Raw genomic sequence first — 13,120 nt, 5'->3', positions numbered from 1 at the left:
CAAAAATACAATTATTAAATGATTCCAAAAATTATACATTTCTGTTGGTATGGTAAAGGTGAGTATAATGAAACAATAAAAAAATGTATTGCTTCATGGGAAGAAAAGTTACCTGATTATACCATAAAGAAATGGGATGAAACCAATACACCTTTTGATAAATTACCTTTTTTAAAACTATTGTATAAACAAAAAAAATGGTCATTTATTACCGATTATGTTCGGTTGTATTCTATATATAAAGAAGGAGGAATTTATGTAGATACAGATATAGAAATGGTCACTACTTTTGACCATTTATTAAACGAAAAAGCGTTTGTTGGTTTTCAAGGAACAATAGAGTCTGAAAAATACCCATTAAATTCTGCTGTTATTGGAGGAGAAAAAGGCAATGGTTTTATTTTAGATTGTATTAAAGCTACAGAAGAAAAACAACGCTTGTATTTTAATGCGATGGGCGGTCCTCCAATAGTATCTAAAGTATTGTTAAATTACGGATTGAACGAGTACAAAAAACAGCATTTAAATGATGTTTTATTGCTTCCAACAGAATATTTCTTTCCTTTTGCGTGGAATGAAAAGTTTACACAAGAATGTATTCAACCAGAAACAGTATGTATTCACTGGTGGGAAGATTCTTGGGGGAATAAACAAAAAGGCTTTTCATATTTAGTAGATAGCATTAAAAGGAAAGCAGTTAAATTACCCTTATTAATTAAGAATAGAATTAAATTCCTAATTAATAAGAATAATTTTTACCATATTAATTCTTTGTAAAATCAGTACAACGATCAATTAGTTGCTGGGTATATTGTTTGTGATTTGTAGGGTTAGGAATTGGTTCTTTCCAGTTTATTTCATCTAGTTCAATCAAGTTTAAGTTTTTTAACGAACTTAAATCAAGCTCAGAATCTAGATTAACCATGTTAAAGTGTTGTACAATTCCATCCAATCTAGACAGATCAGAAGAATTGTTTAACCCTCCCATTATAAAAATAACAGGAGTTCCCATTGCTAAACAAGGCAGCGCACAGTGAATTCTAGAGGTTATTACTAATTTTGCTGAAGCGAATGTTTTTAATAATCGTTCCGCTTCTTTAAATCTATCTTCAGAAGTAGTTCCTTTTTCTTTATAAAATGCAGTTTCAAACTTTGCATTGTTAACTATTTCTTCAGGGAATATAGATTTTAAATACTCTTTATGATCTTGAAGCTTTGGTAATTTAAACTTTATTAAATCGCGGTAATAGTGCCTAGGAATTCTTTCGTAATAAGATTTCTTATCTAAGTTAAAAAGGACATCGAAAAACACAATATCATCTGTTTTAGGCACCTCAATCTTAGGAAGAGTAGTGGTTAAACAAGAAGAATAATACGAATCTACACCATATTTTTTTAAAATATTTACAGTGTAAAAGTCTCTACATCCAATAGGTTCGTACTGTTTTAAATAAGTGATATTTTCTTGTCTGCTCAATAACGTATCTGCAATATGTGCATTTAAATGAAAAGAAACAAATAAGGGATTAATATTAGGAGATATGGGCCAATTTTTGGTTTTATACATAAACCAGCCATTCATAATTAATTTACAAGGTTCAATATTTTTATCGTTCAAATATTCTCTATTCAGAAGTAAGTCAATATTCGAAAAGTATTGTTTGGCAGCGATACTTTGAACATAATCTCCAATATTAAAATAACCTCCTGTGGCTTTATAATCTAAAAGTGCATTTTTACTCATAAAGCAAAAATATCTTTTTTTATTGATGTAGTGTAATAGTTTAAAGTATAAATTTGTACGATGATTATAGAAATAAAGAACTATTTACTTAACGGAAAAACGATTCTTTATCCAACTGATACGGTATGGGGATTAGGTTGTGACGCTACTAATGAAAGTGCCGTTAAGAAAATTTACCAATTAAAAAATAGAGAAGAATCTAAGAGCCTGATTATTTTGGTAGCCTCTATTGAAATGTTGCAAAAACATGTAGGAAATATCCCTGAAAAAGCTTTGGAAATTTTAAAGACATCAGTAAAACCTACTACAATTATTTACAATAACCCGAAAGAATTAGCCGCTAACACTATTGCTGTAGATGATACAATTGCTATTCGTATTCCAAAGGATCCGTTTTGTATTCAGCTAATTAAAGAATTTGGAAAGCCTATTGTTTCTACTTCTGCAAATGTAAGTGGAGAGCCCACACCAAAATCATTTTCAGAAATAAGCGAAGCAATTTTAAAGAATGTAGATTATGTGGTAGATTTGCATCAAGAGAAAATAGCAGAAAAATCTTCAACGATTTTAAAAATTGAAGGAGATGATGTTATTGTGATTAGAGAATAATTTGTATGCAAAAACAATATTTTAAGGAAGCAATTTCTGCAGAAATATTTCAATATATATCCCAAGCCGCTAAAGAATTACAACTAGAGAGTTATGTAATCGGTGGCTTTGTACGTGATTTTATCTTACAACGTGGTACCGCCAAAGATGTAGATGTAGTAGCGGTGGGAAGTGGAATAGAGTTAGCCCAAAAAGTAGCTGAATTACTACCAAATAAACCAAAAGTTCAAGTCTTTAAAACTTATGGAACCGCTATGTTGCGTTTTCAAGAAATAGAAGTGGAGTTTGTTGGTGCACGTAAAGAGTCGTATTCAGCAGAAAGTAGAAATCCTAAAGTTTCTGAAGGAAGCTTACAAGACGATCAAAACAGAAGAGATTTTACAATCAATGCATTGGCCTTAAGTTTGAATGAAGCTGATTTCGGATTGTTACTTGATCCTTTTGGAGGGATGGCTGATTTGGAAGCTAAAATTATCAGAACTCCCTTAGATCCAGATATTACCTATTCTGACGATCCACTACGCATGATGCGTGCCATTCGTTTTGCTACTCAATTGAGCTTTGAAATTGAAGAACACTCATTACATGCAATAACAAAAAATGCTTCGAGAATTGAAATTATTACTCGTGAGCGCATTGTGGTTGAACTGAATAAAATTTTGGAAGCCCCAGTGCCATCAACTGGATTCTTATTACTTGAAAAAACAGGCTTATTAGATCGAATTATACCTGAATTAACCGCTTTAAAAGGGGTAGAAGAGGTAGAGGGACAAAAACACAAAGATAATTTTTACCATACCTTAGAAGTAGTTGATAACATCGCTAAAAATACGGAGGATGTTTGGCTTCGTTGGGCAGCATTGTTGCACGATATAGGCAAAGCCCCAACCAAGCGTTATCACAAAAAAATAGGGTGGACCTTTCATTCTCATGAATTTGTAGGGTCGAAAATGGTATATAAGCTATTTAAACGTTTAAAAATGCCGTTAAATAATAAGATGAAGTTTGTTCAGCAAATGGTACTGTTAAGCTCTCGTCCGATTGTTTTGGCAAGTGAAGTGACAGATTCAGCTGTGCGCCGTTTAATTTTTGATGCAGGAGATGATGTAGATGCGTTGATGACCTTATGCGAAGCAGATATTACGACTAAAAATCCGAAGAAATTTAAACGTTATCACAAAAATTTTGAAATCGTTCGTCAAAAAATTAAAGAAGTAGAAGAACGTGATAGAGTGCGTAATTTTCAGCCTCCAATTACAGGAGAAGAAATAATGAAAGCTTTCAATTTGCAGCCTTGTAGAGAAATAGGTCAGATAAAAGAAGCGATAAAAGAAGCTATTTTAGATGGTAAAATACCTAATGAACACGAGGCTTCTTACCAGTTTATGTTGGAAAAAGGAGCACAGTTAGGATTAAAAATAAATCAATAATAAAAAAAGAGAAGCAAAATTGCTTCTCTTTTTTATTATCCTAATGATTGCATGGATACGAGTTTAAAATACTCTCCATTTTTATCGAGTAATTCTTCGTGTTTTCCTTGTTCTACTATTTTTCCTTTTCTAAGAACAACAATATTGTCTGCTTTTTGAATGGTTGATAGTCTATGAGCAATGACTAAAGAAGTACGGTGCTCCATCATTTTATCTAAGGCTTGTTGAACTAACTGTTCGCTTTCAGTATCTAAAGCAGAGGTGGCCTCATCTAAAATCATAATAGGAGGGTTTTTTAATACAGCCCTAGCAATACTTAAACGTTGTTTTTGCCCACCAGAAAGCATGTTTCCTCCATCACCAATATTAGTGTCATACTTGTTCGGTAAATCTTTTATAAACTCATGGGCATTTGCTACGTTTGAAGCCTTAATCACTTCCTCTTCAGTAGTGTTTTCCTTGCCTAAAAGAATGTTATTTTTAACCGAATCATTAAAGAGAATAGAGTCTTGTGTAACCATTCCCATTAAGTTACGAAGAGATTCCTTTTTTATGTTTTTTATGTTAACTCCATCAATAAGAATTTCTCCAGAATCAACATCGTAAAAACGAGTAATTAAATTAGCTAATGTCGATTTTCCACTTCCTGATTGCCCAACAAGCGCAACCGTTTTTCCTTTGGGTATTGTTAAGGAGAAGTTTTGCAAAACGTAATCATCTTGATATTTAAAAGAAATATTTTTAAATTCTATTTCTGCATCAAAAGCTATTTTATCTATAGCATTAGCTGTATCTTCAATAGGGTTTTGGGTTTCTAAAATCTCAAAAATTCTATCAGCAGAAGCACTTCCTTGCTGAATTCCATACATAGCTGTTGAAATAGCTTTAGCAGGGTTTAGAATTAAATAAAACAAACCGATATAGCCAAAAAATTCTTGAGGCTGTAAAGTACTGCCGCTTGTAAGAACAAGTTTTCCTCCAAACCAAAGAATAGCAACAATAGTTACTGTACCTAAAAACTCACTTAAAGGAGAAGCTATCATTTGCCGATGTTTCAAGCTTGTCATTAAGCCAAAAAGATTATTAATAGATTTTCCTACTTTTGAGTTGATGGCTTTTTCTGCGGTAAAACTTTTAATTATTTTCAATCCCCCCAAAGCTTCATCAACTATAGATAAAAAATACCCATTCTCTTTCTGAAAATTAGAAGATGATGCTTTTAGTTTTTTACTAGCTGTAGAAATAATAAAACCAGAAATAGGTAATAGTAGGAATACAAAAAGTGTAAGTTTAACACTAATAGCAAACATGGAAATTAAAGTAAAAACAATAGTTAAGGGCTCTCTAACAATAGTTTCAAAAGAAGAAAGATAGGTGAATTGTATTGTGTGGACATCTGATGTAATTCTCGCTATAGCATCTCCTTTTCTTTTTTCTGAAAAAAATGAAATAGGTAGTGAAATATACTTAGCAAACATAGAAGATTGAATATCTTTTATCGTATTTGTCTGTAAAAAAACCAACGTATAAGAAGCGAGGTATCTAAAAAGGTTTTTAAAGAAAAACAAGAATAAAGTTGTTAAACTAACAAAAAGCAATGCCCTTTCTGAACCACCACTCTCAATCATTTGAGATATTTTATAATTGAGGCTACCTTGCACATAATCATATATAGAGGTTATTCCATTATAACTAGGTTGGCTTGTTACGATTTCTTCTTTACCAAATAAAATTCCTAAAACAGGAATAAAAGCTAATACTGATAAGACATTAAATACCGCATAAAGCACATTAAAAAAGATGTTTAAAAAAGCATACTTTTTATACGGTTTGGCAAAATTTACTATTTTTTTAAAACTACTCACTAGAAATTTAGTTGTTTGATAATTCGTTGAATTTTATTATTCAATTCTTCTTCTACTGCCTTAGCATTGGAAATATCATATAATTTACGTTTAACACTAAAGTAAAATTTAATTTTTGGTTCAGTACCACTTGGGCGAGCAGCAATTTTAGTTCCGTCTTCTGTAAGGTAAATTAATACGTTTGATTTAGGAATATCAATTGTTGTTTCTTCACCAGTGATTAAATTTTTTCTTGTTGAAGCTTGATAATCGAATAAGTATTCAACCTTAGAACCATCTATTTCAGTTAATGGATGGTTGCGTAAATCAACCATCATTTGTTTGATTTGTTGTGCACCGTCCATGCCTTTTTTTACGAGAGAAATTAAATGTTCTTTATAAAAATGATGGCGTGTATATAAATTTAATAACTCTTCATAAAAAGAACTGTTATTGGCTTTTGCATTGGCAGCAATTTCACAAGCGAGTAGGGCAGAAGTAACCGCGTCTTTATCACGTACAAAATCTCCTACCATATAGCCAAAACTTTCTTCTCCACCACCAATAAAGTTAAGTTCAGGATGGTCTTTAATCATTTTCGCGATCCATTTAAAACCAGTTAAGCCAACTTTGGTTTCCACACCATAAGAATTGGCAATCTCATTGACTAAATTAGTAGAAACAATGGTAGAACCCACAAATTGCTTTCCGTTCAATTTTCCTTGTTTTTCCCAATCGTTTATTAAGAAGTCGGTCATCATACTCATGGTTTGATTTCCGTTTAATAAGGTCATGTTTCCATCCATATCTCTTACGGCAATACCTATTCTATCTGAATCAGGATCGGTTCCTAATACGATATCAGCCGCAAGTTCATTGGCTAAGTCAACCGCTATTTTAAGAGCTGCAGGTTCTTCTGGGTTTGGAGACTCAACAGTAGGGAAATCTCCGTCAGGAATGGCTTGTTCTTCAACAATATGAACCTGTGTATATCCTGCGCGTTCTAAAACTTCAGGAATTAATTTGATAGAGGTTCCATGTAAAGATGTAAACACAATTTTTAAATCTTTACGACCTTGTATATCAAAAGTCCCGTTAGCTAAAGAAGCTTTCCAAAAAGCTTCGTCAATTTCGCTTCCGATAGAAGTTATCAATTCTTCTTTTGCATTGAAATTGACTTCAGAAAAAGCTAAGGAGTTTACCTCATTGATAATTTCAGTGTCTTGTGGAGGCACAATTTGCCCGCCATCATTCCAGTACACTTTGTATCCATTATATTCTGGTGGATTGTGGGAAGCGGTTAAGACAATTCCAGCATCACAACCTAAATAATTTACTGCAAATGATAACTCTGGTGTAGGACGCATATCTTCAAATAAGTATACTCGAATGTTGTTTGCAGATAACACATTGGCAACTACTTTAGCTAACCACTCACTGTCGTGACGACAGTCGTAACCGATGGCTACTTGTAAGGTTTTGTTAGGGAGTGTTTTATGCAAGTAATTGCTAAGCCCTTGGGTAGCTTTACCTAAAGTATATTTGTTAATTCTGTTGGTTCCAGCACCAACAATTCCACGCATTCCGCCAGTTCCAAATTCTAAGTTTTTATAAAAACGATCAGCTAAATCGTCAGCATTGGTGTTTATTAGTTGTTGAATTTCTTGTTGGGTTTCTGAATCAAAAGTATTAGAAAGCCACTGTTTAGCACTGTTTAAAATCTCTTCCATGTATCAAATTAAAAAACGTACAAAGGTACGGGTTTAAAAATTTAGTTGTTCTTTAATTTTGTAATGTTTTTGTTGCGGATTACTCTTAATTATTAATTCTCCTAAGAAACCAGCTAAAAATAAAAGAGTCCCTAAAATCATAGAGGTTAACGCGATGTAAAACCAAGGATTGTTGGTAACTAATATTGCTTTGATGCCTTTAGAAAGGTGGTAAATTTTCACAATACCAATAAAAAAAGCCGCCAAAAATCCGAAAATGAACATAAGAGTACCCCATAAACCGAAGAAATGCATAGGTCGTTTTCCAAACTTAGACAAAAAAGAAATGGTAATTAAATCTAAAAAACCATTCACAAAACGATCCATACCAAATTTGGTAACACCATATTTACGAGCTTGGTGTTGAACTATTTTTTCATCAATGCGATTAAAGCCTTCATTTTTAGCTAAAACAGGAATGTATCGATGCATTTCACCGCTTACTTTTACTGCTTTTACGACCTCATTTTTATAGGCCTTTAGTCCGCAATTAAAATCATGTAATTTTAGTCCTGATGTTTTTCGAGCCGCCCAATTGAACAGCTTAGATGGAATGTTTTTAGTAATTACGTTATCGTAGCGTTTTCTCTTCCATCCAGAAATTAAATCGAAGTTTTCTTTTGTAATGAGCGTATATAGTTCTGGAATTTCATCTGGACTGTCTTGTAAGTCAGCATCCATGGTAATAACTACACGGCCTTGTGCTAAACCAAAACCTGCGTCTAAAGCTTGTGATTTTCCGTAGTTTTTTTGAAAACGAATTCCTTTTACAGACTTGTTTTTTGCCGATAGTTCTTCAATAACACTCCAAGAAGTATCTGTGCTACCATCATCAATAAAAATGAGTTCGTATAAAAACTGATTGGATTGCATAACTTTTGCAATCCAATCGTGTAACTCGTGTAAAGACGCTTCTTCATTAAGAAGTGGTATTACAACCGATATATCCATATTTTTTATTCAAAGTTTAAAAAGGTAAAGTTACGAAGTATTACTTTTATGAAAAACGTTAACTTACTTAAACTATGTTTTAGTATTGTTCTTCTTCTGTCTTTTTCATCACAGCTCCTGTAATAGCTGAAACTACAAAACCAAGGAAAATATAAAATAATAAACCTAATGCATCTCCAATAAGAGTTCCTTGAAACTTAGCTTGCATAGCTAATTGCGTATCAACTTGTTCGTCTGTTAATCCGGCATCTAATAATTTTTGAGTTTGAAATTCGTTTAATTGACTATAAAAATTGGGCTCAATTAGTCCTGTAAAAATATGACTGTAGATAATACTTATTAAAGCGCCAACAGCAACAACACCTACACCTATTTTTAAAGCTTCTCCCCAAGTTAAAAAAGAACCATTGTCCTTTTTAAATTTTTTAATAGCTAAAATAGGAAGGGCAATAATACATGCAGCTAATACAATCATATTAATTATTCCTCCTACAGTATCGAAGGTCATACCTAAAGCGTAAATTATAAGGTTGGTTAAAACGATAACTCCTCCGTAGGTTAATCCATAGTTTAAAATAATGTTTTTACTGTTTGCTTGATGTTCCATTGTGTGAATTTAGTTAGTGATACAAATATATTCTTTTTTTAATGTTACGTTTGTTTAAGAGCTGTAAAAGCAAAAAAACAAATAACAAACTATTAGTATTCAAAAACTTAGAAATGTTACAGTTTTTTTATTGAAATTTTATTGTTTTTTACGAAAAAATGGTTGTAAATTTGCATCGGCAAGTCCTACACAACCAGCTCCCTTTGAATCCCCCAGGGCGGGAACGCAGCAAGGGTATTAGGTCGTAGCGGTGTGATGTAGGTAGCTTGCCTTTTTTTGTACCCAATAGTTTCGTTTATTCTTCCTCTTCTTTTAGATTAAAATCACTTCTAGGGTGATGTAACTCAACAACTTCTTTAAGGTAACTGTTATCTAAATGCACATAAATTTCGGTAGTTGTAATACTTTCATGTCCTAATAATTGTTGAATAACACGTAAATCAGCTCCATGCTTTAGTAAGTAAGTAGCAAAAGAATGTCGTAGGGTGTGTGGTCCAATACTTTTTTGAAGGTGTATTTTTTGAGCTAACTCTTTTAAAATGATAAAAATCATTTGTCTAGTTAATCGCTTGCCTCTTCTGTTTAAAAAAACGATATCTTCATCTTCTTTCTTTGGAGTAATTTGCGACCTGATTTCCTTAATATAAAAGGTAAGCCTATGAATTGTAGTGATATGTATAGGAACAAAGCGATATTTATTCCCTTTTCCTAGGATACGTATGTAACCGTCATTAAAAAACAAGTCTGAAAGTTGTAAGTTAATTAATTCACTCACACGAAGACCACAACTGTAAATGGTTTCAATAAGAGTTTTGTTACGTTCTCCTTGAGGATGACTTAAATCAATAGCAGCAATTAGCTTGTCCACATCTTCTTTTTCTAAAGTATCAGGAAGTTTTCTTGTAATATTAGGACTTTCAATTAAATCTGTAGGATTATCTTTACGGTAATCTTCAAAAACTAAATAATCAAAAAAACTACGTAAGCCAGAAATTAAACGAGCTTGACTACGAGCGTTGATATGTTTGCTTGTTTCATAAATAAACTGTTGTAAAATTTCATGACTTATGTAAATAGGAGACAGGGGAGTACCTAAATCATTTACAAATAAGGCGAGTTTTTTTACATCTCTTTGATAACTGTCGATAGAGTTTTTTGAAAGCCCTCTTTCAATTTTTAAAAAATTAATATAATCAGATATAGCTTGTTCCCAATTCATTAAAAAAAATACTGTTCTTTTAGTAAAAAATGTTATGAAAATAAAAAAATAGAATTATTTTCGGCTTCAAAATTAAAATTATAAAATTATAAATTATGAAAAAATTATTATTAGTAATTGCTATGGTAGCTGTAGGATTAACTGCTAACGCACAAGAAGGGAAATTTAATTTAGGAGCAAGTATTGGTATACCAGTGGCAGATGCAGATACAGGTTACGATTTTGCAATAGGTTTGGAAGCTAATTATTTATTTAGCGTTTCTGATAACTTTCAATTAGGGCCTTCAGTTTCTTACTCTCATTATTTTGGTGGCGAGATAGCAGGTTTTAACGTTAAAGATGCTACTTTTTTACCTATCGCGGCGGCGGCACGTTTTAATGCTTCTGAAAAATTCGTTGTAGGCTTAGATTTGGGTTACGCAGTAGGTATAAGTCCTGATGAAAATGATGGTGGATTTCATTACAGACCATTAGTAGGGTATAGTGTTTCAGATAATACGTCTATTCAAGTTTCATATTCTGGAGTTAGTGTTGAAGGTGGTACAATAGCTAATTTAGGATTAGGGGTTGTATTTGGACTGTAGTATAAATAGAGTCAATAAAATAAAAAAAGGGAGGCAATTTTGCCTCCCTTTTTTTAATCCTTATTTTTTTTAGCTAACTTTTTTGTCCTTAGTGTTTTATGTAAAAAAACCTGCTTTATGTCCTATTTTTATTGAAAAAAAGAGTTATTGGAAACTTATTTAGATGTATCTTTGCCGGCTCAAAATAAAACTTATAAAAACAAAAATTATGAAAAAATTTTTAGTAGTTGCTATGATGGCTTTAGGTTTAGCTGTTAATGCACAAGAAGGACAATTAAACGTTGGTGGAACTATTGGATTACCTGTAGGTGATGCAGATGGATATGATGTAACTGGAGCTATTGAAGCGAACTATTTATTTAATGTTGCTGAAAACTTTAAAGTTGGACCATCAGTATCTTATTTACACTTTAACGGAGAAGGAGCTGATTATGCTTTTTTACCAGTTGCTGCTGCAGCTCGTTATAATTTTACTGATAAATTTTCAGTAGGAGCTGATTTAGGGTACGGTATTGGAGTTAGACCTTCAGGTGCTGAAAGCGGTTTTTATTACAGACCAATCGTAGGTTACCAAGTAAGTGAAAAAATTACCTTACACGTAGATTATACAGGTGTTGCTCTTGATGGAGCTACAGCTTCTACAGTAGGAATTGGAGGAACTTATTCTTTTTCTTTATAATAAGAAACTCTATAATAAGTAAAAAAGGAAGCAATTTAGCTTCCTTTTTTTTATGCTTAAAAGTTAAAAAGAGTATTTTTACTTTAGATAATATTAAGAATGAAAAAAATCATCATCATCAACGGACCTAATTTAAATTTATTAGGGAAACGTGAACCAACTATTTACGGAGCAAGCACTTTTGAAGACTATTTGAAAGAATTAAAAAATAAATATGTAGATATTCAGTTAGAGTATTATCAATCAAATATCGAAGGAAAAATAATAGATAAACTGCAGGAAGTTGGTTTTGAATATGAGGGGATAATTCTTAATGCAGCTGCTTATACCCATACTTCTGTTGGTATTGGAGATGCAGTGAAAGGAATAGATACTCCTGTTGTTGAAGTGCACATTTCTAATATACATGCTCGTGAAGAGTTTCGTCATGTAAGCTATATAGCCCCAAATGCCAAAGGAGTTATTTTTGGTTTTGGCTTGAAAGGGTATGAATTAGCACTTCAAAGTTTTTTGTAAATACCAGTAACGAATTCCAAGTAAGACCAATAGAGGAATCATAGGATAGGTATATAACTGTATTTTAGTGAGCCACACAATTGGTATCGCTATTAAAAAAAAGAGTAGAACGAGGCAGTATTTGTGAATCCAAATTGGAGGTTCTTTTTTTAACAAGAAAAAGGCGATAATAATATTTGGAGCAAACGCCCATAAAAAGTTAAAGTTATTTGGAGCTGTGGAGTGATTGGTAAAGAACCATAAGAATACAATTAGTAAACCCAAAGCCCCTGTCATAAAAAATAAAGTAACATCAAGCCATTTACTTCTTTTAGAGTTTTTGATGTCTTTATACGTAACAAATAATCCCAGTAGCGAGAATAATAGAAGAATTAAAAACGGACTAAGAGCATCACTTTTTGATTCTTTTTCTTTAAAATCGAGCAAGATATTAGTTTTTTGTACTACATCTTCTTCTTTTTCATCTTTAATTATCCTAGATACTTTTAAAGCTTCAAAAACATAATCAGGTAGATATAAATATTCTGAAGGTGTTGCTGTTTTATCTAATTTACTTCCCAATGCGATATTAATTCCTAAACTTCCCCATGTATTCGGATTAATTTCTTTGTTCATCAATTGCCTCAGAGATTGTTTTTTAGTAATAAAAGTTTCCTTGAACACTAAATGCCCCCCTGTAACCTTTTGAATTATATCACGTGGTTTTGTAGCACAATTATTAAAAAAAGGATCGTAAAAATAGCTTGCATTCTCTGGTAGTACGTTTGTTTCTAAAAATTGGAAAAACTTATTTTTTTGAAGTTGAGTTAAATTTAAAATTTGTTCTTTAACCCAACGTTTGTCTTGTTGAGCACTTTTTAAAGATAAATGAAACGGATAACGTGCTAATTTATATTTCATATAACCTTTGGTAAAGTTTACATAAAAATTAGGATCATCAAAATCAAAAATACCGTAGTTATAAAGTAAATCTAGTTGTAACACAGGGTCTTTTACTCGAATTGCTGTATGTCCAAACTTTTCATATAAGGCTTCACCAGGACCTGAGGTGATAATACTGATTTGTGAAAATTTAGATAACTCTAAAGTGTTAACTCTTTGACAAACTATAGTGTTTATAGTAAGGAAAGCAAAAAGAAAAAAAATATTTTTTTTTATCATCATAAGT

At 32.1% G+C, this 13,120-nt stretch carries 13 protein-coding genes and 1 other RNA gene; 7 read left to right on the top strand and 7 right to left on the bottom strand.

The window, feature by feature from the left end; translation table 11 throughout:
* The first annotated feature begins 18 nt into the window (after positions 1-18).
* Entirely contained in the window at positions 19-777 is a 759-nt protein-coding gene (locus ACN0WY_RS12595) for a glycosyltransferase family 32 protein (RefSeq protein ID WP_417800569.1), read from the top strand.
* On the opposite strand, the gene ACN0WY_RS12590 is transcribed toward ACN0WY_RS12595, so the two are convergent.
* On the bottom strand, positions 764-1,744 hold the full coding sequence (locus ACN0WY_RS12590; RefSeq protein ID WP_417800568.1) for a polysaccharide pyruvyl transferase family protein: 981 nt from the start codon (positions 1,742-1,744) through the stop codon (positions 764-766). The two genes, ACN0WY_RS12595 and ACN0WY_RS12590, sit on opposite strands and share 14 nt — an antisense overlap.
* 60 nt (positions 1,745-1,804) lie before the next feature.
* Between ACN0WY_RS12590 and ACN0WY_RS12585 the strand changes: the two genes are divergently transcribed.
* Both ACN0WY_RS12585 and ACN0WY_RS12580 read left to right on the top strand, forming a co-directional pair.
* On the top strand, positions 1,805-2,353 hold the full coding sequence (locus ACN0WY_RS12585) for an L-threonylcarbamoyladenylate synthase (protein ID WP_417800567.1): 549 nt from the start codon (positions 1,805-1,807) through the stop codon (positions 2,351-2,353).
* Positions 2,354-2,358: 5 nt separating this feature from the next.
* Entirely contained in the window at positions 2,359-3,783 is a 1,425-nt protein-coding gene (locus ACN0WY_RS12580; protein WP_417800566.1) for a CCA tRNA nucleotidyltransferase, read from the top strand.
* Between the two features lie 35 nt (positions 3,784-3,818).
* Here ACN0WY_RS12580 and ACN0WY_RS12575 read toward each other — a convergent pair whose 3' ends face one another.
* From ACN0WY_RS12575 to ACN0WY_RS12560, 4 genes are all read right to left on the bottom strand, one after another.
* Complete coding sequence (locus ACN0WY_RS12575) at positions 3,819-5,648, bottom strand: ABC transporter ATP-binding protein (RefSeq protein ID WP_417800565.1); 1,830 nt, start codon at positions 5,646-5,648, stop codon at positions 3,819-3,821.
* Positions 5,648-7,357, bottom strand: a complete 1,710-nt coding sequence (locus ACN0WY_RS12570; protein ID WP_417800564.1) for a phospho-sugar mutase — start codon at positions 7,355-7,357, stop codon at positions 5,648-5,650. The genes ACN0WY_RS12575 and ACN0WY_RS12570 overlap by 1 nt, the downstream gene beginning before the upstream one ends.
* A gap of 33 nt (positions 7,358-7,390) precedes the next feature.
* On the bottom strand, positions 7,391-8,347 hold the full coding sequence (locus ACN0WY_RS12565; protein WP_417800563.1) for a glycosyltransferase: 957 nt from the start codon (positions 8,345-8,347) through the stop codon (positions 7,391-7,393).
* Positions 8,348-8,426: 79 nt separating this feature from the next.
* Complete coding sequence (locus ACN0WY_RS12560; RefSeq protein ID WP_330486667.1) at positions 8,427-8,954, bottom strand: DUF4199 domain-containing protein; 528 nt, start codon at positions 8,952-8,954, stop codon at positions 8,427-8,429.
* A gap of 176 nt (positions 8,955-9,130) precedes the next feature.
* Between ACN0WY_RS12560 and ffs the strand changes: the two genes are divergently transcribed.
* Positions 9,131-9,229: signal recognition particle sRNA small type (gene ffs, locus ACN0WY_RS12555), an RNA gene on the top strand.
* A gap of 20 nt (positions 9,230-9,249) precedes the next feature.
* Here ffs and ACN0WY_RS12550 read toward each other — a convergent pair.
* A complete protein-coding gene (locus ACN0WY_RS12550; RefSeq protein WP_330486668.1) occupies positions 9,250-10,173 on the bottom strand; it encodes a tyrosine recombinase in 924 nt (307 codons plus the stop codon).
* A 95-nt stretch (positions 10,174-10,268) separates the two neighbouring features.
* Between ACN0WY_RS12550 and ACN0WY_RS12545 the strand changes: the two genes are divergently transcribed.
* The 3 genes from ACN0WY_RS12545 to aroQ all read left to right on the top strand — a co-directional run bounded on the left by ACN0WY_RS12545 (position 10,269) and on the right by aroQ (position 11,952).
* Complete coding sequence (locus ACN0WY_RS12545; protein ID WP_330486669.1) at positions 10,269-10,757, top strand: outer membrane beta-barrel protein; 489 nt, start codon at positions 10,269-10,271, stop codon at positions 10,755-10,757.
* A 208-nt stretch (positions 10,758-10,965) separates the two neighbouring features.
* Positions 10,966-11,436, top strand: a complete 471-nt coding sequence (locus ACN0WY_RS12540; RefSeq protein ID WP_330486670.1) for an outer membrane beta-barrel protein — start codon at positions 10,966-10,968, stop codon at positions 11,434-11,436.
* A gap of 99 nt (positions 11,437-11,535) precedes the next feature.
* A complete protein-coding gene (gene aroQ / locus ACN0WY_RS12535) occupies positions 11,536-11,952 on the top strand; it encodes a type II 3-dehydroquinate dehydratase (RefSeq protein ID WP_330486671.1) in 417 nt (138 codons plus the stop codon).
* Here aroQ and ACN0WY_RS12530 read toward each other — a convergent pair.
* Positions 11,929-13,116 carry a DUF4105 domain-containing protein gene (locus tag ACN0WY_RS12530; protein ID WP_417800562.1) on the bottom strand — a complete coding sequence of 396 codons (1,188 nt, stop codon included), beginning with the start codon at positions 13,114-13,116 and terminating at the stop codon, positions 11,929-11,931. The genes aroQ and ACN0WY_RS12530 overlap by 24 nt on opposite strands.
* Positions 13,117-13,120: the final 4 nt, after the last annotated feature.

It is taken from the genome of Tenacibaculum sp., from assembly GCF_048269885.1.
Lineage (GTDB): Bacteria > Bacteroidota > Bacteroidia > Flavobacteriales > Flavobacteriaceae > Polaribacter.
The sequence above is the reverse complement of the archived record's forward strand: the minus strand, read 5'-3'. Positions and strand labels throughout refer to the sequence as shown.